The sequence below is a fragment of the Amycolatopsis speibonae genome, from assembly GCF_042647925.1.
Lineage (GTDB): Bacteria > Actinomycetota > Actinomycetes > Mycobacteriales > Pseudonocardiaceae > Amycolatopsis > Amycolatopsis speibonae.
This window is the reverse complement of sequence record NZ_JBHRWK010000077.1, coordinates 20,407-45,122: the sequence shown is the minus strand read 5'-3', so window position 1 is coordinate 45,122 and position 24,716 is coordinate 20,407. Positions and strand designations below refer to the sequence as shown.

The following is a 24,716-nucleotide window of genomic DNA, read 5'->3' as shown; positions in this document are numbered from 1 at the left end:
CTCGCCGCGCGTCAACGACCGCTGCTCGCGCCCGGCGGTTACTCACCCGTACGACAGGCCGGTCACCGCCGGTCGACCGTTCACCGTGCGACGCTCGTCACGGCGGCCGGTCAACCGGGCCCGCCCTGGCCCGCGCCTCGGCCTGCCCGACCGCCGCGAGGTGTCCCGACAGCTCTGACCGCACTTCGACCAGGGCGTCGCCTCGCACCCACCGGCAGGTCAGCAGCGAGACCGACATCCGGGCGGCCACCTGCCGCGCCCGCTCGCAGGCCGCGCCGGGACCGTCCGCCGCGGACGAGGCCGCGGCGAGCGCCGCCAGATCGGCGGCGGCCTCGGTGTGGTGCCGGGCCGTGACGGCGGCGCCGATCCGGAAGGTGAACGCCGCCACGCAGATCAGGACGGCGACGATCGAGGCGGCCCACACGGTCGCGGCGCCGCGATCGTCCCCGCTCACGGCCCACCGCCCGGCTCGGCCATCGCGAAAGCGTGAGAACGCAGCCGGATACCCGGCAGCAACCCGGCCACCGGTTCGGCCTCGACGCCGGCGGTGATGGTGTCGCCTTCGCGGACGACGTCCAGCCGCGCGCCGGGCGGCGCGATCTCCCGTACCGCCTGTTCGGCACGGGCGGGCTGGCCACGGGCGAGGAGCCGGGCGGCCTCGCGGGCCGCGTCGGTGCAGCGGAGCTGATCGGTGGCGACGCCGATCCCGGCGAACAGCAGGGCCGCGACGAAGGTGAGCGCGCCGATGCCGAGCGCGGCCTCCACCGTGACGGATCCGCGGTCTTCGCCGGGCATCAGAACTTCACCGACAGGGCCCGCTCGATGAGCGCGGTGAGCCCGGCGACGACGGCCTCGCTGTTGACGATCAGGTAGAGGACACCGCCCAGCGCGGCGGCGGCCAAGATGCCGATGGCGTACTCGACCGTCGCCATGCCGTCGTCTTCGCGGAGGGTGGGGAGCTTGCTCATGGGTTCGCCTTTCGATCAGAGGAGGCCGTCGAGACGACCCGCGAGGCCGAGTACGACGGGCAGGACACCGAGGCAGAGGAACGCGGGCAGGAAGCAGAGACCGATCGGTGCCGCCAGCAGCACTCCGGCCCGTTCGGCGCGTTCCTCGGCTTCGGCGGAGAGCGACTCGCGCAGCCTTCGAGCGAGGTCCTTCGCGTGCGTCGCGAGCGCGGTGCCCGCCCTCGCCGTGCGGACGGCGGCGACGGACAGTTCGGTCAGGCCGGGCCGATCACGGATCGGCGCCCACGCTTCGCCCGGTCCGACGCCCACGGCGAGACGCGACGCCACCGCGCGCAGAGCCACCGCGGTCTCCGGTGACGCCGTCGGCACGACGGCTTCGAGCGCGACGGGCACCGGCAGCCCGCCCGCCAGGCAGGCGGCCAGCAGGTCGAGGGTGGCCGCGGACCGGAGGAGTTCGGAGACACCTTTGTCCCGGGCGGCCCGTTCCCGAAGCCAGGTGAGGAGACGTCCTGGCCGCGCGATCGTCCCGGTACCGACGCGTGGCCAGCAGAAGACGGCACCGCCCAGCAGGATCAGCGCCGCCCCGGTCAGCACGGCGCCACCCGCCCGGTGAGGGCCCGGCACCAGGCCGTCCCCGCCCAGATCAGCCCGCTCCCCACGACGAGCAGCGACTGACCGGCGCCTGTCCCGGAGAGGACACGGACCGGGCTCGCGCCCATCGCCTCGCCGAGCACCAGACAGAGCAGAGGGAGGACGGCGAGTACGGCGGCGCTCGCCCTCGGACCGGCCATCTTGGCCTTGAGACGACGCCGGAAACCGATCTCCGCCTCGGCGTCCCGTCGCGCGGCGTCGAGCACGCCGGCCATCGGAAGCCCGTACCGGCCCGCGAGCGCCCACGCGTTCACCAGCGCCGATGGCGCGTCCGGATCGGCCGTCCCGCCGCCGAGCCGGGCGGCCGCGATCAGCCCGCGCAACCGTCCGGACGCCGCGGGCACCGCTTCCGCGACGGCCTCGGCCGCCGCCACCGGATGGGCGCCCGCCCGGAGTTCGCCGGTCATCGTCCGCAGCACGGACGCGGTGAGCTCGGCTTCGGCCAGCGCCGTCTTCGCCCGTGCCCGCCACCGGCGCTCCTGGCGGACGGTCAAGGTGAGCATCAGCGTCGCCAGTGCCCAGCCGAGCCCGAGGAGCGGCAGGACGCACAACGCGGGCAGCGGCCACCAGCCCGCGCGAACGGCCTGAGGCAGGCGCCAGGCGAACGGAGTGCGCGCCGACGGCCTCGGCCAGCAGGCCAGCCCCGCGCCACAGGAGAGGAGGAACCAGGGGTTCATGCCGCCATCTCCTCGAAGGGCGTCTCGTCGCCGATCCAGTCGCCCTGGCTCCAGACCGGGACGACACTGGCCTCGCCTCGCAGCGATCGAAGGACGCCGACCTCGTCGAGCCGCCGGATCCCGCTCGGCAGGCGGCGCATGTGCAGGACCACCCGTACCGCCGCGGTCAGCTGGCTGTGCAGCGCGTCCCGCTTCAGTCCGCCGAGCGCGGCCAGCGCCTCCATCCGCGCCGGGACCTCCGACGGCGAATTGGCGTGCAGAGTGCAGGCTCCGCCCTCGTGCCCGGTGTTCATCGCGTTGAGCAGCGCGCAGACCTCCCCGCCGCGCACTTCGCCGACGACCAGGCGGTCCGGGCGCATGCGCAACGCCTGCCGCACCAGTTCACCGAGGCCGACTTCGCCCGCGCCTTCGACGTTGGCCGGGCGCGCGATCAGGCTGACGAACTGCGGATGGTCCGGCTGGACTTCGCCGGCGTCCTCGACGCAGACGATGCGTTCTCCCGGGGACACCGCGCCGAGCAACGCGGAGAGCAAGGTCGTCTTGCCCGCTCCGGTCCCGCCGGAGACGAGGAACGCGAGCCGTCGCCGGATGACCGATTCGAGCAGGTTCGCGCCGCTGGTGCCGAACGCCCCGCGCAACCGCAGTTCGGCGAGGTCGTGGGTGGCGGGCCGGAGAACGCGGAGCGAGAGGGCCGTCCCGGCGGGCGCGATCGGCGGGAGGACGGCGTGCATCCGGATCCGTCCCGGCGGGCCCACTCCCGGCAGCCAGCAGTCGGCGAACGGTTGCGCGTCGTCCAGTCTCCGCCCGCCGGCGAGGGCGAGCCGCTCGGCCAGTCTGCGGACCGCTTCCTCGTCCGCGAAACGGACTTCTGTCTTTTGAGGACCTCCGCCGGTGTCGGCCCAGACCTCGTCCGGTGCGGTGACGAGAATGTCTGTGACGCCGGGCTTCGCGAGAAGCGGCGCGAGCGGACCGGCACCGACGAACTCGTCCCGGGCCAGCCGGACCGCCCCGAGGACCGCGTCCTGACAGAGCGCGCCGCCCGCTTCGGCGCGGACGGCCCGCGCGACGCTCACCGGATCCGCCGGGACGGCCGATCCGGCCAGCCGCCGCCGGACCCGCTCGACCAGTTCGTCGGTCATCGCGAGGCACCGGCCAGATCTCCGCGTGCGGCCGCGAGGACCTCGGCGGCGGCCGTGGCCAGACGTCCGCGACGCCTCGGGACGAACTCGCCGCGATCGAGGGCGGCCGAAAGGGATCGCTCGCGGCCCATCGACGTGATGAGCGGGGCACCGACGGCGTCGGCGATCTCCTGCGGGACCAGCCCTGCGGGCGACGGACCCCGGACCGCGACACCGATCCGCGCCGCGTGGGGTTCGAGCCTGGCGAAGACCTGTTTCGCCGCCGCGCAGGCGCGTAGTTCCGACGGGACGACGACCACGACCAGATCGGCCAGCCCGATCACGGCGGACGTTTCGGCGCCGAAATACCTCGGCAGATCGCAGACGACCGTCCGCCCCGCCCGCCGTCCGGCGCACAGCACGCCCTCGATCGCGTCCGGCCCTGGACCGCGCCCTCCCCTTCCGTAGGACACAAAGGACAGTGAGCCGCTCGCGTACCTTTTCCGCGGCAGAGCTTCGCTCAACGCCGTCATGGACACCCTGCCGCCGAGGTCGAGCTCCGGCCAGCGCGGCCCGCGATCGCGTTCGGCGGCGAGGAGGACGTCGACACCGCCGCCGAGCGGATCGCAGTCGACGAGCAGCCCGCCGCTCCCGGATTTCTCCGCCCGGTACGCGACTGCGGCCGCCAGCACGGAGGCGCCGGCTCCACCCCGCCCGCCGATGACCCCGATGACGACGCCGTCATCACGCGCCGGGCCGTCGACGACATCGGCGAACTCGCCGATGAGGTCACCTTCCTCGTCCGGCAGCGAAAGGACCTTCTCCGAACCGGTGTTGAAGGCGCGCTCCCAGGTCACCGGGGTCGGCGCGCCCTTACAGACGAGCAGGACCTTGTTCCGCCGCAGCAGGCGGTTCGGCGCGCTCGCGGCCTCTTCGTCGAGCACCACGAGCGGCGCGCGGGCCCATCTCCCGCGAGCGGCGTCCAGATCGGGTGCGCGATCGACCTCGCACCCCGCGGCCGCCGCCACGCGCAGGATCTCGTCGAGCAGGATGTCGTCTCCGGCGACGACGAGCGGATGTTCCTCGGTCATGGCTCCCCCAGGTATTCGGTCGGACTCGGGCGGTGACTCCACGGTCCCGCCGGATCCGGCCGCGCACAACACCATTCCTCGCCACCTGTGGACAACTGGGGTGTTGTGGACAACTCAGCCGCCGGAAACCGGATTCCGGGCGTTTCCGTCGGCCCTTTCCAGCATGATTCCCGGCTTTTCCACGCCGAACGCGCCCGCACCGTTCCGGGTCGAACCGGGCGGGAAAAGTGTTGAGAGAAAAGAAAGTTTACGAACAGCGACCGGTTCGGCCTTGCCCCAGCGAGGTTTCCGCGACCGATGAGGTCTGAACCATTGAGGGGTTGGGAAGTTAGGAGGCGGCCCTCGCCAGGGGGGAGGGACGAGGGCCGCCTGGGGTTCAGCCCCGGGGGGTCGGACTGAACCTGGGTCCGGTGCTACACCGGACAATCTCACTGTAACTCCGGTACCGGCCCGTTGCGGGCGAGGACCGTACCCACAATTCGATAACGGCACGACGCGCCGGATCGGGGGTGCGGTCGTGAAATTTCCACCGCCGTATCCCGATCGTGGTCGACCAACGGGCGCGTGGCCGTCCGGCTCTCCTATCCTTGGCGGGTGGCCCAACCCAGCACGACGCAGAGCCCTGTCGCGGCGTTCTTCGATCTCGACAAGACGATCATCGCGTCCTCGAGCGCGCTGGCCTTCAGCAAACCTCTTTTGCGCGAAGGCCTGATCAACCGCCGAGCCGCCCTTCGCAGCGCGTACGCCCAGCTCGTCTTCTCCCTCGCGGGCGCGGACGCGGCGAAGACCGAGCGGATGCGGGCCGAGGTTTCCGCGCTGTGCGCCGGATGGGACGTCGCGCAGGTGTCCGCGATCGTCCGCGAAACGCTGCACGACGTCGTCGACCCGCTCGTCTACGCGGAGGCCGCGGAACTGATCTCCGCGCACCGCGCGGACGGTCACGACGTCGTGGTGCTGTCGGCGACCGGCGAAGAGGTCGTCGCCCCGGTCGCCGAAATGCTCGGCGCGACGCGCAGCGTGGCCACGCGGATGCAGATCGTGGACGGCCGCTACTCGGGCGAAGTCGATTTCTATTGCTACGGCGAGAACAAGGCCGTCGCCGCGAAGGAACTCGCTGCCACGTACGGCTACGACCTCACCCAGTGCCACGCTTACACCGACTCGAGCACCGACATCCCGCTCCTCGAGGTGGTCGGACGGCCGCACGCGGTCAACCCCGACCGCGTGCTGCGCAAGCACGCGACCGAACAGGGCTGGGAGATCCTCGCCTTCGAACATCCGATGTCGTTGCGGACGCGGATCCCGGCCCGGTCGGCGGGCCTGGTCGCGCTCGGCGCCGTCGCCGCGGGGGCCACCTGGTACGGCTACAACCGGCGTAAACGCACCCGCTGAACGCGAACCCGGACGGCGGTACGGAACCTGTTTTCGCAGCCAGGGCGGCGAATTGTCCGTCGCGGAGGGTGCCCGTGTCACTAGATCGAGCCTCTGTACCGGTGCACCCGTCTGCGCACTTGAAGTGACCCGGCTCACGGCGTAGAAAGAAGGTGCGGACGTTCGGTCGGCCAGGGAACAGGTAGAAGAGAAGCCTGTTCCACCCCGGCGAATCTCCGTGTGCGGACACCGGGTACCCACGCGCAGCGCGCCGCGGGAGGCTCGTCGTCTAGGGACTGCGTACCGGGACGCCGGACGCCGAGTCCATGAAGGTACGACCAGAGTTGCACGCTTGGTCGCCCGAGTAGCCCGCACTGACTGGCGGCGCCCGCCGGCTTCTTGCCGACGGGCGCCGCCAGTGTTTTACCCCCGTTTTCAAGCGTGACAGGCCCCTTCGCGTCCCTTTGTGTATGAACGGACCGATCGCTGGGGTTGCCGATGGACAAGCAAAGTGCTCGTGGGTAGCTTCCGGATATCAGTGCTTCCAGGTGGACTTCTTTCCATCTGAGAGTCAGGCACGAATCTGGGAGGCTTGAGGTGACGACCCGAACCGCGCACGCCCGTCATCGGAGGATCCATGCGCTCGCCTTGCCCCTCGCGGGTCTGCTCACCCTCGCCGTCGCCGGCGTACCGGCGACCGCGCAGCCGGTGACCGCGGACGCGGAGGCTCAGCGGACGCTGCGCGGGCTCACTCTGGAGCAGAAGGTCGGCCAGCTGTTCGTCACGTGGGTGAACGGCAAGTCCGCCGACGAGGTCAACGCCAAGAACAAGGCCGACTTCGGCGTGGACACCCCCGCGCAGGTGATCGAGAAGTACCACCTGGGTGGTGTCATCTACTTCAACAACACCAGCCGCGACAACTTCGACGACCCGGTCCAGGTCGCCAAGCTGTCGAACGGGCTCCAGCGGGCCGCCATCCGCAGCGGTGCCCGCATCCCGTTGCAGATCGCGACCGACCAGGAGGGTGGCACGGTCACCCGCATGGGTGCCCCCGCCACCGAACTGCCGAACGCGATGGCGATCTCGGCGGGCCGTGACACCAAGGCCGCGCAGGAGGCCGCCCGGATCCTCGGGCACGAACTGCGCGCCGTCGGCATCAACCAGGACTTCGCCCCCGACGCCGATGTGAACTCGAACCCGGCGAACCCGGTGATCGGCGTCCGGTCCTTCTCCGGCCGCCCGGATCTGGCCAGCCAGTTCGTCGGGGCCCAGGTCAAGGGCTTCCAAGACTCCGGACGGCGCTCGGAAACGGTGTCGGCCGCCGCGAAGCACTTCCCCGGCCACGGCGACGCGGCCACGGACAGTCACCTCGAACTGCCCCGGATCGACCGGAGCGAAGCCAGCTGGCGCGAGACGGACGTGCCGCCGTTCAAGGCCGCCATCAAGGCGGGCATCGACTCGATCATGAGCGCGCACATCCAGTTCCCCAGCCTCGACCCGTCGGGCGAACCCGCGACGCTGTCGAAGCCGATCCTCACCGGCAAGCTGCGCGATGAGCTGGGCTATCGCGGCGTCGCCATCACGGACTCGCTCGAGATGGACGCGGTACGTGCGATGCACACCGACGCGGAGATCCCGGTACTCGCGCTGAAGGCGGGCATCGACCAGCTGCTCATGCCGGTGAACCTCGAAGTCGCGATCAATTCGGTGCTCGACGCTGTCCGCAAGGGTGAACTGACCGAGCGGCGCATCGACGAGAGTGTCCTGCGGGTGCTCAAGCTCAAGCTGAACCGGGGAATCCTGACCTCGCCGTTCGTCGACCCGGCCAAGGTGATGTCGAAGGTCGGCGTCCCGGCCAACCTCGCGACCGCGCAGGGCATCGCCGACCGATCGGTCACCGCGATCCGCAACGACGGCGGCGTCCTGCCGCTCAAGCAGCAGCCCGCGAAGACGCTCGTCACCGGTTGGGGCGCGAGCACGACGACAGCGCTGGCCTCGAAACTCACCGCGCACGGAACGCAGGCGACAGCGCTGCAGACCGGCCAGACCCCGACAGACGCGCAGATCGCGCAGGCCGTCGCGGCGGCGAAGGACGTCGACCTCGTCGTGGTGCTGACCAACAACGTCGGCACGTATCCGTTGCAGGGCAAGCTGTTGCAGGCGCTGACCGACACGGGGAAGCCCGTGGTCGCGGTCGCCGCCCAGATCCCCTACGACGCCGGTTACGAAAACCCGGTCAAGACGTGGCTCGCGACGTACGGCTACATCACGCCGTCGCTCGAAGCGCTGGCGAAGGTCATCCTCGGGAAGGTGAAGCCGCAGGGCAAGCTGCCGGTGGACGTCCCCGCCGGCAAGGACGTCGGCACGGTGAAGTACCCGTTCGGTCACGGGCTGACCTGGTGAACCTCAACCGCCGCCACTTCCTCGCCACCGGCGCGCTCGCGGTCCCGGCGCTGACGGCGGGCTCCTCGGTCGCGCGGGCGCAGCCGGAAAGCGAGAGCAAAGGTCCCCCGCTCACCCGGACCGGAGCGGACGTGCTCGCCGCCCGCGGCTGGGCGGCGCTGGCCGGGCGCAAGCTCGGCGTGCTGTCGAACCCGACCGGCGTCCTGGCGAACGGCGACCACATCGTCGACTCGATGGTCGCCGCCGGGGTCCGGCCGCTCGCCGCTTTCGGGCCGGAACACGGCTTCCGCGGCAGCGCGCAAGCGGGCGGCTCCGAAGGCGACTACACCGACCCGCGGACCGGTGTGCCGGTGTACGACGCGTACGGCGCCGACGCGACGAAGCTCGCCGGGATGTTCACGAAGGCGGGCGTCGACACCGTCGTCTTCGACATAGCCGACGTCGGCGCGCGGTTCTACACCTACATCTGGTCGCTGTACACAGCGATGGTCGCGGCGGCGAAGGTCGGCGCGGCGGTCGTCGTACTGGACCGGCCGAACCCGCTGGGCGGCAAGGCCGCCGGGCCGATGCTGGACCCGGCGTACGCCTCGGGTGTCGGCCGGAAGCCGATCGTGCAGCAGCACGGCATGACCGTCGGCGAACTCGCGCGGTTCTTCGCGGCCGAGTTCCTGCCCGCCGAGGGCGTCACGCCGGGCAAGCTCGAAATCGTCGAAGTGCGCGACTGGCGACGTGATCAGCTCTTCGACCGCACCGGCCTGACCTGGATCCCGCCGAGCCCCAACATGCCGACACCGGACACCGCGCTCGTCTACCCCGGCACCGGGATGTTCGAGGGCACCGTGTTCTCCGAAGGCCGCGGCACCACCAGGCCGTTCGAGATCATCGGCGCGCCGGGTCTCGACTGGCGCTGGCGCGAAAAGCTCGGCGAACTCCGGCTTCCCGGGGTGAAGTTCCGCGAGACGTACTTCGTGCCGACGTTCGGCAAGTTCGTCAACGAGCCCTGCGGCGGTGTGCAGGTGACGATCACGGACCCGCGGGCGTTCGACGCCATCCGCACCGCGGTCACCATGTTCGTCACCGCGAAACAGGTGCACCCGGACAAGTTCAAGTGGCGCCCCGACAACTTCCTCGACAAGCTCTCCGGCTCCGACAGGCTGCGCACGATGATCGACAAAGGCGCCGGAGCGGACGAGATCGTCGGGTCCTGGCAGGCGGAGCTGACCGAGTTCGACCGGAAACGCCGTCGCCATCTTCTTTACCGCTGAAGGGAACGACCTTGCATGCTAGGAAGATCCTGATCGCGGCTGTTTCCGTGCTGGTCGCGGCGACCACGCTGTCGACGGCGGGAGCACAGGCGATTCCGGGTACCGGAGAACAGGGAGACCGCGCGGCGGGCCGGTTCGACAGGCCACGCCTGGGCTTCGCGCCCGCGTCCACCGTCCTGCGTGACGGCGCGCCCTCCGAGGTCGGCCTCGACCCGGAGCCGATCAAGGCGGCCGAACGGTTCGTCGAGAGCTGGACGAAGCCGGACGCCACCGGGCATCCGCACTTCTCCGGAGCTGTCGGCCTGCTCGCGCACGACGGCGTGGTCGTCGAGCGCCAGGCGGTCGGCGGCGCTGTCCGCTACGCCGACGCGAACGGCACCGAACTGCCACCGGAGCAGCAGGTGCCGATGCGCGCGGACACCCTCTTCGACATGGCCTCGATCTCGAAGCTGTTCACCTCCGTCGCGGTGATGCAGCTGGCCGAGTCGGGCGCGCTGGACATCTCGGCGCCGGTAGTGCGGTATCTGCCGGAGTTCGGGGTGAACGGCAAGGAGACCGTCACCGTCCAGCAGCTGCTCACCCACGTCTCGGGTTTCGCCGCGACGCCGCTGCCGTCGCTGTGGGAGGGCTACCCGGACATCCCGTCGCGTCGGAAGGCCGTCCTCGACAGCCCGCTGAAGAACCCGCCGGGCAGCACGTACCTCTACTCCGACATCAACCTGCTGACGCTCGGCTTCCTGGTCGAGAAACTGGCCGGGGCACCGCTGGACAAGGTCGTCCAGGATCGCATCGCCGGGCCGCTCGGCCTGGCCGACACCGGGTACAACCCGCCGGCGTCGAAACTGGCCAGGGTCGCGGCGACCGAGTACGCGGTGAAGCCGCCACGGGGCCTCGTGCGCGGTGAGGTCCATGACGAGAACGCCTGGTCGCTGGGCGGCGTCGCCGGGCACGCGGGCGTGTTCTCCACGGCAGGCGACATGGCCGTGCTGGCGCAGACGATCCTCAACGGCGGCGCGTACCGCGGTCACCGGATCCTGCGCCAGGAGACCGTGCGGGCGATGCTCACGAACTACAACCAGAAGTTCCCCGACAACGCCCACGGACTCGGCTTCGAACTCGACCAGCCCTGGTACATGGGCGCGCTGTCCGCGCCCTCGACAGCCGGTCACACCGGGTTCACCGGGACCTCGCTGGTGATCGACCCGCTGTCGAGGTCGTTCGCGATCCTGCTCACCAACCGCGTGCATCCGACGCGGAACTGGGGCTCGATCAACCTCGCCAGGGAGACGTGGGCGAGCTCGCTCGCGAAGGCGATGGCCGTCCGTCCGGCGCACGGCCGTGAGGCGTGGTTCAGCGGTGCCGGGGACGTCTCCACGGCCACGCTCACGACGCCGCCGTTACGGACCCGTGGCGGCCCGCTGAAGGTCTCCTTCGACACCTTCGTGGACACCGAAGGGCCGTCGGACTCGCTCTTCCTGGAAACAAGTACCGACGGCGGCGCCACCTGGAAAACGATTACTGTGCGTGCAAGCGGACCGGGCGCACCCGCGGGAGACCAAACCGGCCTCGGCGGGCATGGCCATCGAGCCTGGTGGCAAGTCGCCGCCGAGGTGTCGCAAAGCTCACAAACCACCCTCCGTTGGCGTTACACGACCGATGCCCGTTACACCGGGCGCGGAATTTCCTTGGACGGTGTGAAAGTCACTGAACGAGGCCACATACTGCTGGACAGTGAGCATAATCGCCCTGCTTTTGCAGCTTCCGGATGGAAGTTGAGCAGTAGGTAACCAGGCCACTGCAATGCGCTGACCGAACTGCCCCGTTGACCGGGACACAGCCCCTTGCGTCGCGACACTAAGTTGCCAAGTCGTTAGCTCGACCTCGTTAACGACCTCGACCTGGTTAGCGACTTTCTGGTCAACGATTAATCGCAAATCGAATCCGCAGACACGGATAGGTTGCGATCTTCCCGAAGGGTGTGGGTAGCCTTGTCGCAGATGCCAACGGTTAGTAACTTTCCCACGGTGGGCGATACCGATTCAGTAATCGCGGCCGCACCGTCCGAGGCCGTGCCGGCGCAGCCGACACGGGACGCTGACGCGAGCCCGCTTGTCCGGATTCGCTCCCTCCTGCCCGGGCTCGCCCGGGCCGAGCAGCGCGTCGCGAAGGTCGTCCTCGACGACCCCGCACAGGTCGCGCGACGCAGCATCACCGAGGTCGCGCTCGCGGCCAACACCAGCGAAACCACCGTCACGCGGTTCTGCAAGGCGGTCGGTGTCGGTGGATATCCGCAGCTCAGGATCGCTCTGGCGGCCGACACCGCACGCTCCGAGGCGCGGTCGAGCCGTAACCTCGGTGGCGAGATCGGGCCGGAGGACGATCTGGCCGCGGTGATCGGCAAGGTCAGCTTCGCGGACGCGCGTGCCGTGGAGGAGACCGCCGACCAGCTCGACGTCCCGTCGCTACAGCGCGTGATCGACATCGTGGCCGGCGCGGGCCGGGTGGACGTCTACGGCGTGGGCGCGAGCGCGTTCGTGGCCGCGGACCTGCAGCAGAAGCTGCACCGCATCGGCCGGGTCAGCTTCGCCTGGTCGGACACGCACATCATGCTCACCTCGGCCGCCGTGCTGAGCCCCGGAGACGTCGCGATCGGCATCTCCCACACGGGCGCGACCACGGACACCGTCGAGGCGCTGCGTGTGGCCCGTGAGCACGGCGCGATCACCGTCGCCGTGACGAACTTCCCGCGTTCGCCGATCACCGAGGTCGCCGACCACGTGCTGACCACGGCCGCGCGGGAGACGACGTTCCGTTCCGGTGCGACCGCCAGTCGCATCGCGCAGCTGACCGTCATCGACTGCCTGTTCATCGGTGTCGCGCAGCGGCACATGGACGCGTCGGTCAACGCACTCGACGCGACCAGGGACGCGGTTGGCTCGCACCGTCTGGGCGTCCGGCCCGACGGCAGGCGGCGGCCGCGGGAAACCGGCAAATGAGCGAAAAAGTGAGGCGCATGATGACCGTCCCACGCCAGGTGGTGCACGTCGATTCGCCAACCGAACAGCGCAATCCACGGACGACCGACATCGACCTGATGTCGACCATGGGCATCCTCGGCGCGATCAACGCCGAGGACCGCCGGGTCCCCGAAGCCGTCGCCGCGGTCCTGCCGCAGGTGGCGCGGGCTGTCGACTTCGCCGTGGAAGCGCTGCGGTCGGGACACCGCGTGCACTACTTCGGGGCCGGCACGTCCGGCAGGCTGGCGACGTTGGACGCGGCTGAGCTCGTGCCGACGTTCAACGTGCCCGCGGACTGGTTCATCGCGCATCACGCGGGCGGCGCGCGCGCTCTGCGCCAAGCCGTCGAAGACGCCGAGGACAACGCGAAGGCCGGAGCCGCCGAGGTGGCCGAGTCCGTCGCGCCCGGTGACTTCGTGCTCGGGCTGACGGCTTCCGGCCGGACGCCCTTCGTGCTCGGCGCGCTGGCCGCGGCCAGCCGTCTCGGTGCCCGTACCGCCCTGGTTTCGGGCAATCCGGCAGCGGTGACGCCGCCGGGTGTCGATGTCCTCATCGCGGTGGACACCGGCCCCGAGGCGATCGCCGGGTCGACGCGGATGAAGGCGGGCACGGCGCAGAAGATCATCCTCACCGCGTTTTCCACGGCGACGATGATCAAGCTCGGCCGTACGTACTCGAACCTGATGGTCAGCATGCGGGCGACCAACGCGAAGCTGCGCGGGCGGACCATCCGGATCCTGCGCGAGGCCACCGGGATGAGCATGGCGGACTGCTCCGACGCGCTCACCGAGGCCGACGGCGACCTCAAGGTGGCGCTGGTCCATCTGCTGTCCGGTGAGGACGTCGCGAACGCGGCGAAGGCTCTCACGGCCAACGATGGCCACGTACGCAAGGCTCTCGACTCCCTGCGGGTGCGCGCGAGCTGAAAGATCACTGATTGCCCATCATCAGCTCAGCTGCCTAGGCTCTCGGGTATTCACGATCGAGAGGCCGGGTGGTCATGAGCACCGGCGGACAGCCCCGTTCATCCCGACGCCTCGCGCTCACGCGACGCGAACGGGTGTCCGTCGCCGGGATGGCCGGATTCATCCTGCTGCTCAACGTCGTGGGCTGGGGGGTCCTGACGCTTTTCGTGGCGCCGCGCCAGTACGAGCTCGGCGCCACGGGCGTGTTCGGGGTCGGCCTCGGCGTCACGGCCTTCGTGCTCGGGATGCGGCACGCGTTCGACGCGGACCACATAGCCGCGATCGACAACACCACCCGCAAACTGATGGCCGACGGGCAACGGCCGCTTTCGGTCGGTTTCTGGTTCTCCCTGGGCCATTCGACGATCGTTTTCGTGCTGTGCCTGCTGTTGTCGCTCGGCGTGCGCGCGCTCGCCGGCGCCGTCGAGGACGACTCGTCCGCGCTGCACGAAGCGACCGGTCTGATCGGGACGTCCGTTTCGGCGGTGTTCCTGTACCTCATCGGGATCATGAACCTCGTGGTGCTGGTGGGCATCGTGAAGGTGTTCCGGCGCATGCGGCGGGGCGAGTTCGACGAAGCGGCACTGGAGCGGCAGCTCGACAACCGCGGCTTCATGAACCGGTTGCTCCGCGGCGCCACCAAGGCGGTGCGCAAGCCGTGGCACATCTACCCGATCGGCGTGCTGTTCGGCCTCGGCTTCGACACCGCTACTGAGATCAGCCTGCTGGTGCTCGCCGGCGGCGCGGCCGCGTTCTCGCTGCCCTGGTACGCGATCCTGGTGCTGCCGATCCTGTTCGCCGCGGGGATGACGCTGTTCGACACCGCCGACGGCTGCTTCATGAACTACGCGTACGGCTGGGCCTTCGCGAAGCCTGTGCGGAAGATCTACTACAACCTGACGGTGACGGCCCTTTCCGTCGCGGTCGCGCTGCTCATCGGGACGATCGAGGTGATCTCGATCGTCACCGAACGGTTCGGCATCACGACCGGACCACTCGCGGCGATCGGGTCACTGAGCCTGGACTACGTCGGCTACGCGGTCGTAGCGCTCTTCGTGCTTACGTGGCTCCTCGCGCTCCTCGTATGGCGCTTCGCGCGTATCGAGGAGCGCTGGTCGGCCCGGCTGCCCACGAAGTAGCCCCTGACCTGCAAAAAGAGAGCAAGGGACCTTTGCTGTCACTTCTCTTAATGTTGAGAGAGGCGATAGCAAGGGTCCCTTGCTATCGCTTTTGGTCAGGCGGGCTGGGCCACCGGAGCGCGCGAAGGGACCGTCGTGGCCGTGCCGCGGGATCGGTCACGACGGCCAGGTGGACCGAGGCTGAGGGGGTGTGTGGAATAGGGACGTTCAACGTCCCTATTTCCACACACCTCTCACCCTGAGTGACACTTCACGATCTCGCCGGCCACAACGACCCGACACCTTTCTGAACAGTCCTACCCGGTCAAGCGGGCTGGACCACCGGAGCGCGCGAAGGGACCGAAAGCGCGAAGGCGAGCAGAGCGACGAAGGCGGCAACGGGAGCGACCCACCAGACCCCCGCCGACGACAGGACGACGCCACCCAGCGCGGCACCGAGGGCGCCCCCGCCGTAGATCGCGGAACCGTTGAGCCCCAAGGCGACCGTCGGCGCGTCAGGCGCCAGCGAGAACAGCCGGTGCTGCTGCGGCACCATCAGCATCCCACCGAACACCCCCGAAGCCAGCGCGAGGACCAGCGTGCCGGGCAGGCTCAGCACGGCGACGTCCAGCAGCGCCAGCGTCGCGACCGTGCCGATGAGCGAGAGGGACCGGACGCGCGCGGGGCCGAGGGAGTCGGTCGCCCGGCCCGCGAAGGCGTTGCCCGCGATCTGCCCGATCCCGAAACCGACGAGCAGCCACGAAATCATCGCGCCCGTCGCCACCGGGGCCACCAGCACCGGCAGGTACACGAAGGCCACGAAGCCCGCAGCGGTGCCGAGAACGCTGACGCCGAGCACTCGCGCGATCGGCGGCCGCACGACGACGGCGAGCCTGTCGCGCAGAGACACCGTCGGCATCCGCAGGCCGGGCAGCAGCGGCACTAGCAGCATCACGACCACCGCCACCGCGCCGATCCCCCACATCACCGCGCGCCAGCCGAACCACGTGCCCGCCAGCACGCCGATCGGCACGCCGAGCACCATCGACACGCTCATCCCGGCCGAGACCGTCGCCAAAGCACGGCCACGGCGCTCGTCCGACGCCAGCGCGCCGGCGAGGACATAGGCGTTGGACTGGAACGCGGCGGCGCCAAGGGCGGCCAGCACGCGAGCGACGGCGACCACGGCGAAGGACTCGCCGAGCGCCTGACCGGCCATGCCGATCGTGAACAGCACCATCCCCGCGCCGAGCACCCAGCGCCGGTCCAGCCGTCCGGTGAAAGCCGCGATCAGCGGCGAAGAAACCGCGTAGGTCACCGCGAAGACCGTGGTCAGCTGGCCCGCGACGGCTTCGGAAACGCGCAGGTCGGCGGCGATGGTGGGCAACAGCCCGTTCAAGACGAACCCGTCGGTGCCGACGGTGAACGTCCCGACGGCGAGTATCAGCAAAGCCCCCAAGGCGAGCCGATCATTTGATGATCGTCGAATCGTCATGGGAGGTATAGTGGCCGGACTATTCGATGACTGTCAAACAGTTGGAGCGAAGTGAGCACCACGCTGCCGCAACCGGCGACCGGGGAGATCGAGATCGTGCCGGTGCTCAGCGCGCTGGCGGATCCGGTGCGCCTGGAGCTCATCCGAGCCCTCCGAAGCAACCCTTCGCCGCGAAGCTGCGCCGTCACCGAGTACGACGTCGTGATCAGCGCGCCGACGCTCTCGCACCACTGGAAGGTCTTGCGCGAGGCCGGCCTCACGACGACGTTCGTCGAGGGCCGGACCCGCTGGGTCGAGCTACGGACCGAGGACATCCACAAGCGCTTCCCCGGGCTATTGGACGCCGTCCTCGCCTAACCGCCACTTCGCCGCGAGTTCCGCCGCGGCGCAGACGCCGACGTCCAGCAGATACGGCCCCGCTTGCCCGCAACCGGACCCGGGCGCGATCGGCTGACCGTGCCCCATCCCGTCGACGGCGTGCGTGTCGACGGCGGCACCGACGTCGGCCCACTGCTCGGAAAGCTCACGCATGTTCATCGGTGCGACCGTGTAATCCGCGGTCCCGTGCCAGACGCTGACCGGGGATCGCGCCCCCGTACTCGCGGCCCGCACCTTGTCGCCCCATTGCGCAGGGGTCAGATCCTTGCCAGGATTCATGCACGAGTACGCGTCGATCATCGAGGTCGCGCAGGCGTAGGGCAGCCCCGCCACGACACCGCCGCCCGAGAACAGTTCCGGATACGCCGCCAGCATCACCGAGGTCATCGCGCCGCCCGCGGACAGGCCGGTCACGTACGTCCGGCTTCCGGCCGAGAACCGCGCCATCTGCGCGATCGATTCGGCTTCCCCGGACCCGCGTTTGATGTCGCCCGTCTGGAACCAGTTAAAGCACTTGGTGAAGTTGTTCGCCGAAACCTGTTGCGGCAGAACGAGTTTGAACCGCAGCTTGTCCGCGAGCCCGACCCAGCCGGAGCCACGCGCGTACCCGGCGGCGTCCTGGGTGCAGCCGTGCAGCACGACCACCGCCGGACGTCCGGACGGCAGCCCGTCGGGAACGTATTCGAACATCCGCAACGCACCGGGATTGCTCCCGAACCCGGTCACCGGACGGATCGTCGCCGCCCGCGCCGGAGCAGAAAGGAAGAGGACCAATGCCGAAACCACCGCACCGATGAGGAGTTTTCGCATCACCCGAGGCTAAAGCCGCCGACGCCTGAGTTCCCACGTGGACGACCACCACAGCGACGGCCCGTTTTGTGTGGCCGCGCCGGGTACCGATCCGGAAAGGCCGCGCTTACCGTCGGCCGATGCGGCTCATTCTGGTCCTCGCGATGATGCTGGCCCTGGCCACACCCGCCCAGGCGGCGAGCGGTTGCGGGAACGTGCGCGTTCCCGGGGCCGTGAGACAACAACTGTCCTGTTTGGACGATCTGACCACCACCGGCACCCTGGCCACCGGGCATACGGTCCAGGCCGACTGGGCCGGGCTGACCTCGGCCGGCCTCCCCGCCCCCAAGGGCGTTCCCGGCATCCAGGTCGACGGCTACTTCCCGGACACGTCGACGGCCAACACCACGCACGGCTGGAACCACGACGCGCAGTTCGTGCTTCGGTTGCCCGATCGCTGGAACGGCGGCCTCGTGGTCTCGGGGTCCCCCGGCGTGCGAAGGCAGTACGCGAACGACCGCGCGATCGCCGACCAGGTCCTCGCCGCCGGTTACGCGTTCGCCGCCACCGACAAGGGCAACACCGGCGCTGACTTCCACACCGACGGACGACGGCCCGGCGACGCGCTCGCCGAATGGAACTCGCGAGTCACGCAGCTGACCATCGCCGCGAAGGTCGCCGTGGCGCACCGGTACGGGCGCCTGCCGAGCCGCACCCTCGCGGCCGGGATGTCGAACGGCGGCTATCTCGTCCGCTGGCAGCTCGAGAACCGGCCGTGGCTCTACGACGGCGGCATCGACTGGGAGGGCACTCTTTGGCATGAGGACGGCCCGAACCTGTTCACCTTCCTGCCGCCCGCGATCAAGGCCTACCCCGCCTACGCCGCCGGTTCCGCCCAGGCACACCAGCAGATCCTCGACGCCGGTTTCGCGCCGGGCTCGGAATTCCTGTGGCAGTACCACAACGACGTCTACTGGGGCCTGACCCAGCGCATCTACCAGGCCGAATTCGATCCGGCGTTCACCGGGACCGACTACGACTACGCCACCCGGCCGCCGTCGGTGCACCGCGCGGTCGAACGGATCTCGCTCACCGGCCGGATCGGCAAACCGCTGATCACCTTGCACGGCACCCTCGACACGCTCCTGCCGATCACCCGCGATTCCGACGTCTACCAGCGGATGATCGCCGACCAGGGCCGTGCCGGGCTCCAGCGCTACTACCGGATCGTCGACGGCAACCACGTCGACGGCCTGTACGACGCCTTCCCCGGCAAACTGCGTCCTATCGGCCCTTGTTTCCGGACCGCCTTCACCACTCTCGAAGGCTGGCTCGACGGTGTCCGCCCGCCCGCCTCCGCGACCATCCCCCGCGGAGAAGGCGACCTCGCGACGACTTGCGTACTAACCTGATCGCATGGAATTCCAGGACGTCGTACGACGCCGTCGCATGGTCCGGAAGTTCACCGACGAGCCCGTCGACGAGGCGAGCCTGCGGCGTATCCTGCGCAACGCGCAGAAAGGCCCCTCCGCAGGTTTCTCACAGGGACAAGGGTTTCTCGTCCTCACCGGCGAGGAACTCGCGAAGTTCTGGGAGTTCGGCGCGAGCTGGGCACCGGAAACCGTGACCACCGCACCGGTCGCGATCGTGCCGCTCTCGGTCAAGAACGCCTACCTCGACCGCTACGCCAAGCCGGACAAGGGTTTCGCCGAAGGTGACGACTCCTGGTGGCGCGTGCCGTACTGGGACGTCGACACCGGGATGGCGACGCTGCTGATCCTCCAGACGGCCGTCGACGAGGACCTCGGCGCGGTGTTCTTCGGGCTCGCACCGGAAAGCGTGGAACGGCTCCACAGCGAGTTCGGGGTGCCGGAGGATCACGACCCGATCGGCGTCGTGGCGCTCGGGCACAGCGCCGAACCCGGCCCGTCGCCCGGTTCTTCGGCGACCAAGATCGCGCGCCGCGAGTTCGAGGAAGTCATCCGGTTCGGTCATTGGTGAGGCGGTGCAGCCTGAGCGCGAGCTGAAGTTCCAGCGCGCGCTCGGGCGCCTGCCAGTGCTCGCCCAGCAGTGACGCGATGCGGTCCAGCCGCTGCACGACAGTGTTGACGTGCACGTGAAGCAGGTCCTTCGCCTTCGTCAGATTGCCGCCACAGGCGAAGTACGCGCGGAGGGTGCCGATCAGATCCGTGCCGCGGCGTTCGTCGTAGTCGAGCACCGGGCCGATCGTGGCCGTCACGTACGCGTCGAGATCGGCGTGCTCGCCCAGGAGCAGCCCGACGAAACCGAGGTCGGCCATGCTCGCGCCTTCCCCCGCCCTGCCCAGTGCCAGCAACGACGCGACGCACCGCGCGGCTTCGGCGTGCGCCACCGCCAGCTCCCGAGGGGAGGTGGCCGGCCCCGCCGCGCCCACCGTCACCGGACAGTCCATCGTGGACGTGAGGTCGGCGGCGACGGATCCGGCCAGCGCACCGGCGTCCGTGCCGCGGACCAGCAGGACGACCTCGTCCGCGTGGACACCGACCAGGGCCGCGTGCCGGACGGCCGCCACGGCCAGCCGCCGCCGGGACACGTCGTCGGAATGCGCGATCAGCACCGCGTGCGATGTCGACAAATCGACCCCGAGTCGACGGCCTCGCGCCAGCAACGCGGCGGGATTGCGGCCCGGCGCCGTGAGCAGGTCCGACAGCAGTTCCCCGCGCACCTCGTCCTCGGCCCGCGCGACGGAACGCCGTTGCATCAGCAGTACCGCGGTGACCACGCCTGCGCGCTCGAACAGCCGCCGGTCCGCCTCGCCGAGCGACCGCCCGCCGCCCAGCACCAGGCTGCCGAGGAACTCCTGCCCCGCCTGGACGGCGCACAGCCAACCGTCCTCAGTGGACACCGCCCGCCCGCTCGCCCGGGACGCCGACACCGCGTCCCGCGAAAGGTTCAGCTCCCCGCCGGTCCGGGCCAGGACGACACCGTCGGCGTCGTAGACGGCGATGCCGCCACCGAGTACGTCCGCGACCGCGGCGGCGACCTCGGCCAGATCACCGCCGCGCAGCACGAGATCCATCAGCCGGTCGTGCGCGTCTTCGGCGCGGCGCATCGCGTCGTTGTGCGCGCTGATCGTCGCGTTGGCGGCGTTCAGCTCGGCGACCGCGCGCCGCGTCTCGTCCAGCAGATGCGCGTTGTCCAGCGCGATCGCCGCGTGGTCGGCCAGCGACGACAGCAGCGCGACTTCCTCGGGCGAGAATGCCCGCGTGCTCCGGTCCGAGGCGAACAGCACCCCGATGACCTTGCTGCCGATCGCGAGCGGCACCCCGAGGATCGCCGTCAGCCCCTCGTCGAGCACGCCGGTGTCGATCGGCGAAGTGTGGTGGAACCGCTTGTCGTCGAAGTAGTCCGCCGTCGCGTACGGCCGCGCGGTCTGCGCGACCAGCCCGCCGAGCCCCTCGCCCATCCCCAGCTTGATGTCCTGGAACAGCGCGGAAACCGAGCCGTCGGTCACCCGGACGTAGGTGTTGCCCTCGGTCTCGTCGTTGAGGCTGAGGTACGAGACGTCCACACCGAGCAGCGCCCGCGCCCGCCGCACGATCGACCGGAGGACGGCGTCCGGATCGTCCAGCCGGGCGAGGTCGCTGGCCGTGTCGAACAGCGCGGCCAGCTCCGCCTCGCGCCGCCGGTGCTCGGCGACGGTGTCCCGGATCCGCAGCGCCAGCTCGGTGGCCTTCGGGTCGACGGGGACGTGCGCCAGCTGCTCGCTGCCCGCCCCGGAGGCGAGCAGTTCGAGCAGCCGGCGTAGCTGGTCCGCGCTGTCCACAACGGTCATGCTGACACGTGACCGCGCTCCGTGAGAACTTCGGAGTGCAGGGACTGGCCCTTGGTCTCACGGGCGGCGAGCAGCGCGATCACGGTCAGCGCGCACATCGCGACGACGTAGAGCGAGACCGGGACCGTGCTGCCGAACTCCTTGAACAGCGCGACCGCGATGAGCGGCGCCACCGCGCCCGCGGCGATCGACGACAGCTGTCCGCCGACCGAAAGGCCGGTGTAGCGGACCCGCGTCGGGAACTGCTCGGAGAAGAACGCGGCCTGCGGGCCGTACATCGCACCGTGCAGCACCAGCCCGACGGTCGTCGCGAGAATGATGACACCGGAATTCTTCGTGTCGAGCATCGCGAAGAAAGCGAAACTCCACACAGCCATGCCGACAGCACCGAACAAGTAGACCGGGCGTCGGCCGATCCGGTCGGAAAGAATGCCCCACAAGGGAATCGTCACGAAATGCACGGCCGAACCGATCAGCACCGCGTTGAGGCCCGCCGATTTCGGCAGACCCAGCCCGGTGGTGACGTAAACGAGAATGAACGCGGTGATCACGTAATAGGAAACGTTCTCCGCCATCCGCGAACCGATCGTGATCAGCACCGCGCGCCAGTTGTTCCGGAACACCTCGACGACCGGCGCGTGCTCGGGCTTGCTCTTTTCCTGTGCCGCCAGACTGTGTTGTTTTGCCAAAAGAAAGGCGGACGACTCACTGACCGCGAGCCGGATCCACAGGCCGATCACCACGAGGACACCGGAAAGCAGGAACGGGATCCGCCAGCCCCAGCTGAGGAAGGCCTCGTCGGACTGCGTCGCGGCGAGGATGGCCAGCACCGCCGTCGCCAGCAGGTTCCCGCCGGGAGCCCCGCACTGCGGCCACGACGCCCAGAACCCGCGGCGTTCGTCGTCGCCGTGTTCGGAGACGATCAGCACCGCGCCGCCCCATTCGCCGCCGAGCGCGAAACCCTGCACCAGCCGCAGCAGCGTGAGCAGGATCGGCGCCAGGACACCGACGGACGCGTAGGTCGGGAGGACGCCCATCGCGCAGGTCGAACCGCCCATCAGCAGCAGGCTCAGCACCAGCAGCTTCTTGCGGCCGACCCGGTCGCCGAAGTGCCCGAACACCAGCCCGCCGATGGGCCGCGCGAGGAAGCCGACGGCGTAGGTCAGGAACGCGAGCAGCGTGCCCGTCAGCGGATCGTTGGTGGGGAAGAACAGTTTGCCGAACACCAGCGCCGCGGCGGAGGTGTAGAGGAAGAAGTCGTACCACTCGATCGTCGTGCCGATCAGGCTGGCGCTGACGACCTTCGCGATCGAGCCGCGGTTCTGGGTGGTCACCGGGGGACGTCCTTTCTGGGAGGGGTTCACGCGGCGGTCCAGCCGCCGTCGAGGGGGATCGAGGTACCGGTGACATGGGCGGCGTGGTCGCCGGACAGCCAGAGCACGCACGCGGCGACGTCCTCGGGCTCGATGAGCCGCTTGATCGCCGAACGGCGCAGCAGGACCTGTTCGATGACGGCGTCGCGGTCGAGGCCGTGTTCTTCGGCCTGCGCCTGGAGCTGGCCGGTGACCAGCGGGGTCCGGACGTAGCCGGGATTGACGCAGTTGCTGGTCACCCCGTGTTCCGCGCCTTCGAGCGCGGTGACCTTGGAGAGCCCTTCGAGCGCGTGCTTCGCGGTGACGTACGCGGATTTGAACGGACTCGCGCGGAGACCGTGGACGCTGGACATGTTGACCACGCGGCCGCGACCGCGTTCGTACATCCACGGCAGCACGCGGCGGATGAGCAGGAACGGCGCGGTGACCATGAGCGCCTGGATGCGGGTGAACGTCTCCGGCGGGAACTCGTGGATCGGCGCGATGTGCTGGAAACCGGCGTTGTTGACGAGGATGTCGATCTCGGCCGGGAGGGCCTCGACGGCCTGGGCGTCGGTGAGGTCGGCGACGTGCGCGATGCCGTTGACGTCGGCCGCCGCCTTCTCGACGGCGTCGTCGATGTCGACAAGGTGGACCTTGGCCCCGGCCCGCGCCAGCGCTTCGGCGCAGACCAGGCCGATCCCGCTCGCCGCGCCCGTGACAAGCGCGGACTTACCCGCCAGATCGCTGTGATACGCACCACTCATGCCGGACGACGTTAGGTCGCCCGGCCCGCTTAGGCCATGTGGTTACGCGCTACACCTGCCCAAGATCCCATATGCGCTCGCCACACCCCCGCAATTCGTCACCTAGTTGCGGGGTAGGTGCGCGCGCAACCATCGCAACTAGGTGACGAATTGCGGGTTCAGCCGGCCGCGTCGGAGATGGACTTCGCCTCGCGAGCACCGGCCTCGAAGGCTTCGCACGAGAAGAGCAGCCAGGACCGGACGCCCTCGGGAGTCCCGCCGGCGAACGTCGTAGCGGCCTCGATGTACTTCGGCACCCTCCGGAAGTACGCGACCTCCGGCACTGTCAGCGCCTTCGGGTCGAGCCCCGTCGCCACCGCCGAAAGCCGCGCCGCCGCCCGCGCGACGACCCCGTCCGCGGAGCCGAAAGGCTTCAGCGCCAACAGTTCCCCGTGCACGACGGCGGTCAGCACCGGACCGGGGACCGACGTCGCGCCGGTGACCAGTTGCGCCAGCATCTCCAACCGCGGCCCGACGGCACCGGACGACCGCGGCCGCCCCAGCGCGTCGAGATCCGTCACCAGGTCCGACGCGGCGAGAACGTGCAGGCGCGCCAACGCCTGCAGCGGCGCGCGCCGCCAAGTCGGCAGCAGGCCCTCCAGCGCTTCCGCGACGCGCAGCGCGCCCGCCAGCACCGGATCGGTCACCTCACCGGATTCCGGCAGTTCGGGCGCGGCACCCTCGATCCCGGCCGACGCGCGCGCCGACCGCACGGACGCTTCGGCGGCCGTCGCCGCGCCGCCACGCAGGTTGGCGGGCAGCCGGTGGACGGCGAACACCGCGTCCTGCGCCGATTTCGCGGCCGCCGCGACCCCTTCGAGGTCCAGCAGCGGCTTCAGCGGATCCGTCACGCGTCCAGCACCTGCCCCTCGCGCCGGACCACCGGCGCCTGCACCGACCACGGGAAGTTGATCCACCGGTCCGTGTGCTTCCAGACGTACTCGCACTTGACCTCGGAGCGCGGCTTCTCGTAGACGACCGCGCAACGCACCTCGGCGACGTGGTCAGCGCAGAAGTCGCGGACCAGCTTCAGGGTCGCGCCGGTGTCCGCGACGTCGTCGGCGACGAGCACCTTCTTCTTCGTCAGGTCGACGACGTTCGGCACCGGCGGCAGCATCACCGGCAGGTCGAGGCGCTGGTCGACGCCGGTGTAGAACTCGACGTTCATCACGTGCAGGTTCTTCACGTCCAGCGCGTAGCCGAGCCCGCCGGCGACGAACAGGCCGCCGCGCGCGATCGACAGGATGAGGTCCGGCTCGAACCCGTCGTCGGCGACGGCCTGCGCCAGGTCCCTGCTGGCCGTTCCGAACAACTCCCAGGTGAGCTCTTCCCGCTCCTCGGCCATGCCGCCTCGCCTTCTCGATCGTTCCCGCGAGCATAGGCAACGCCTCAGTGGCCTTCTCGAATGCTTCGAAACTGGCTATCCAGCAAGGCCATT

At 69.8% G+C, this 24,716-nt stretch carries 24 protein-coding genes; 10 read left to right on the top strand and 14 right to left on the bottom strand.

The window, feature by feature from the left end:
- Positions 1–97 precede the first annotated feature (97 nt).
- From ACFOSH_RS36670 to ssd, 7 genes are read right to left on the bottom strand one after another with little or no spacing between them, the layout of a single operon-like run.
- Positions 98–454, bottom strand: coding sequence for an Rv3654c family TadE-like protein (locus ACFOSH_RS36670; RefSeq protein WP_378245030.1), 357 nt, complete (start codon positions 452–454; stop codon positions 98–100).
- Positions 451–795 carry a TadE family type IV pilus minor pilin gene (locus tag ACFOSH_RS36665; protein ID WP_378245028.1) on the bottom strand — a complete coding sequence of 115 codons (345 nt, stop codon included), beginning with the start codon at positions 793–795 and terminating at the stop codon, positions 451–453. The genes ACFOSH_RS36670 and ACFOSH_RS36665 overlap by 4 nt, the downstream gene beginning before the upstream one ends.
- Positions 795–968 (bottom strand): DUF4244 domain-containing protein, encoded by a 174-nt coding sequence (locus ACFOSH_RS36660; protein WP_378245026.1) that lies wholly within the window; start codon positions 966–968, stop codon positions 795–797. The genes ACFOSH_RS36665 and ACFOSH_RS36660 overlap by 1 nt, the downstream gene beginning before the upstream one ends.
- 15 nt (positions 969–983) lie before the next feature.
- On the bottom strand, positions 984–1,562 hold the full coding sequence (locus ACFOSH_RS36655; RefSeq protein WP_378245024.1) for a type II secretion system F family protein: 579 nt from the start codon (positions 1,560–1,562) through the stop codon (positions 984–986).
- Positions 1,556–2,296, bottom strand: coding sequence for a type II secretion system F family protein (locus ACFOSH_RS36650; protein WP_378245022.1), 741 nt, complete (start codon positions 2,294–2,296; stop codon positions 1,556–1,558). The genes ACFOSH_RS36655 and ACFOSH_RS36650 overlap by 7 nt, the downstream gene beginning before the upstream one ends.
- Positions 2,293–3,435 (bottom strand): TadA family conjugal transfer-associated ATPase, encoded by a 1,143-nt coding sequence (locus ACFOSH_RS36645; protein WP_378245020.1) that lies wholly within the window; start codon positions 3,433–3,435, stop codon positions 2,293–2,295. Before ACFOSH_RS36645 ends, ACFOSH_RS36650 begins: the two co-directional genes overlap by 4 nt.
- Positions 3,432–4,505 (bottom strand): septum site-determining protein Ssd, encoded by a 1,074-nt coding sequence (ssd, locus tag ACFOSH_RS36640; protein ID WP_378245018.1) that lies wholly within the window; start codon positions 4,503–4,505, stop codon positions 3,432–3,434. The genes ACFOSH_RS36645 and ssd overlap by 4 nt, the downstream gene beginning before the upstream one ends.
- Positions 4,506–5,099: 594 nt before the next feature.
- On the opposite strand from ssd, the gene ACFOSH_RS36635 reads away from it, so the two are divergent.
- The 7 genes from ACFOSH_RS36635 to ACFOSH_RS36605 all read left to right on the top strand — a co-directional run bounded on the left by ACFOSH_RS36635 (position 5,100) and on the right by ACFOSH_RS36605 (position 14,665).
- A complete protein-coding gene (locus tag ACFOSH_RS36635) occupies positions 5,100–5,897 on the top strand; it encodes an HAD family hydrolase (RefSeq protein ID WP_378245016.1) in 798 nt (265 codons plus the stop codon).
- Positions 5,898–6,473: 576 nt separating this feature from the next.
- Positions 6,474–8,279: a glycoside hydrolase family 3 protein gene (locus tag ACFOSH_RS36630; protein WP_378245014.1), complete on the top strand. Its 1,806-nt coding sequence runs from the start codon at positions 6,474–6,476 to the stop codon at positions 8,277–8,279.
- A complete protein-coding gene (locus ACFOSH_RS36625; RefSeq protein WP_378245012.1) occupies positions 8,276–9,544 on the top strand; it encodes an exo-beta-N-acetylmuramidase NamZ family protein in 1,269 nt (422 codons plus the stop codon). Before ACFOSH_RS36630 ends, ACFOSH_RS36625 begins: the two co-directional genes overlap by 4 nt.
- 11 nt (positions 9,545–9,555) lie before the next feature.
- Positions 9,556–11,331 carry a serine hydrolase gene (locus ACFOSH_RS36620; RefSeq protein ID WP_378245010.1) on the top strand — a complete coding sequence of 592 codons (1,776 nt, stop codon included), beginning with the start codon at positions 9,556–9,558 and terminating at the stop codon, positions 11,329–11,331.
- Positions 11,332–11,541: 210 nt separating this feature from the next.
- On the top strand, positions 11,542–12,540 hold the full coding sequence (locus tag ACFOSH_RS36615; RefSeq protein WP_378245008.1) for a MurR/RpiR family transcriptional regulator: 999 nt from the start codon (positions 11,542–11,544) through the stop codon (positions 12,538–12,540).
- A gap of 17 nt (positions 12,541–12,557) precedes the next feature.
- The gene (locus ACFOSH_RS36610; protein ID WP_378245006.1) at positions 12,558–13,487 is read left to right on the top strand and encodes an N-acetylmuramic acid 6-phosphate etherase; all 930 of its coding nucleotides are present in this window, start codon (positions 12,558–12,560) and stop codon (positions 13,485–13,487) included.
- Between the two features lie 74 nt (positions 13,488–13,561).
- Positions 13,562–14,665 carry a HoxN/HupN/NixA family nickel/cobalt transporter gene (locus ACFOSH_RS36605; protein ID WP_378245004.1) on the top strand — a complete coding sequence of 368 codons (1,104 nt, stop codon included), beginning with the start codon at positions 13,562–13,564 and terminating at the stop codon, positions 14,663–14,665.
- 304 nt (positions 14,666–14,969) lie between these two features.
- Here ACFOSH_RS36605 and ACFOSH_RS36600 read toward each other — a convergent pair whose 3' ends face one another.
- Positions 14,970–16,139 (bottom strand): MFS transporter, encoded by a 1,170-nt coding sequence (locus ACFOSH_RS36600; protein WP_378245002.1) that lies wholly within the window; start codon positions 16,137–16,139, stop codon positions 14,970–14,972.
- 51 nt (positions 16,140–16,190) lie between these two features.
- On the opposite strand from ACFOSH_RS36600, the gene ACFOSH_RS36595 reads away from it, so the two are divergent.
- On the top strand, positions 16,191–16,496 hold the full coding sequence (locus ACFOSH_RS36595) for an ArsR/SmtB family transcription factor (protein ID WP_378245000.1): 306 nt from the start codon (positions 16,191–16,193) through the stop codon (positions 16,494–16,496).
- Here the strand turns inward: ACFOSH_RS36595 and ACFOSH_RS36590 are convergent.
- The gene (locus ACFOSH_RS36590) at positions 16,473–17,327 is read right to left on the bottom strand and encodes an extracellular catalytic domain type 1 short-chain-length polyhydroxyalkanoate depolymerase (protein ID WP_378244998.1); all 855 of its coding nucleotides are present in this window, start codon (positions 17,325–17,327) and stop codon (positions 16,473–16,475) included. The two genes, ACFOSH_RS36595 and ACFOSH_RS36590, sit on opposite strands and share 24 nt — an antisense overlap.
- A gap of 119 nt (positions 17,328–17,446) precedes the next feature.
- On the opposite strand from ACFOSH_RS36590, the gene ACFOSH_RS36585 reads away from it, so the two are divergent.
- Both ACFOSH_RS36585 and ACFOSH_RS36580 read left to right on the top strand, forming a co-directional pair.
- A complete protein-coding gene (locus tag ACFOSH_RS36585) occupies positions 17,447–18,718 on the top strand; it encodes a tannase/feruloyl esterase family alpha/beta hydrolase (protein WP_378244996.1) in 1,272 nt (423 codons plus the stop codon).
- Positions 18,719–18,722: 4 nt separating this feature from the next.
- Complete coding sequence (locus tag ACFOSH_RS36580; protein WP_378244994.1) at positions 18,723–19,307, top strand: nitroreductase family protein; 585 nt, start codon at positions 18,723–18,725, stop codon at positions 19,305–19,307.
- Here ACFOSH_RS36580 and ACFOSH_RS36575 read toward each other — a convergent pair.
- The 5 genes from ACFOSH_RS36575 to ACFOSH_RS36555 all read right to left on the bottom strand — a co-directional run bounded on the left by ACFOSH_RS36575 (position 19,285) and on the right by ACFOSH_RS36555 (position 24,623).
- Positions 19,285–21,120 (bottom strand): helix-turn-helix domain-containing protein, encoded by a 1,836-nt coding sequence (locus ACFOSH_RS36575; RefSeq protein ID WP_378244992.1) that lies wholly within the window; start codon positions 21,118–21,120, stop codon positions 19,285–19,287. The two genes, ACFOSH_RS36580 and ACFOSH_RS36575, sit on opposite strands and share 23 nt — an antisense overlap.
- The gene (locus tag ACFOSH_RS36570) at positions 21,117–22,454 is read right to left on the bottom strand and encodes an MFS transporter (RefSeq protein WP_378244990.1); all 1,338 of its coding nucleotides are present in this window, start codon (positions 22,452–22,454) and stop codon (positions 21,117–21,119) included. The genes ACFOSH_RS36575 and ACFOSH_RS36570 overlap by 4 nt, the downstream gene beginning before the upstream one ends.
- A gap of 26 nt (positions 22,455–22,480) precedes the next feature.
- Positions 22,481–23,239: a 3-hydroxybutyrate dehydrogenase gene (locus ACFOSH_RS36565; RefSeq protein ID WP_378244988.1), complete on the bottom strand. Its 759-nt coding sequence runs from the start codon at positions 23,237–23,239 to the stop codon at positions 22,481–22,483.
- Between the two features lie 158 nt (positions 23,240–23,397).
- Positions 23,398–24,129 carry an oxidoreductase gene (locus ACFOSH_RS36560; protein ID WP_378244986.1) on the bottom strand — a complete coding sequence of 244 codons (732 nt, stop codon included), beginning with the start codon at positions 24,127–24,129 and terminating at the stop codon, positions 23,398–23,400.
- Positions 24,126–24,623 (bottom strand): phosphoribosyltransferase, encoded by a 498-nt coding sequence (locus ACFOSH_RS36555; RefSeq protein WP_378244984.1) that lies wholly within the window; start codon positions 24,621–24,623, stop codon positions 24,126–24,128. The genes ACFOSH_RS36560 and ACFOSH_RS36555 overlap by 4 nt, the downstream gene beginning before the upstream one ends.
- Positions 24,624–24,716: the final 93 nt, after the last annotated feature.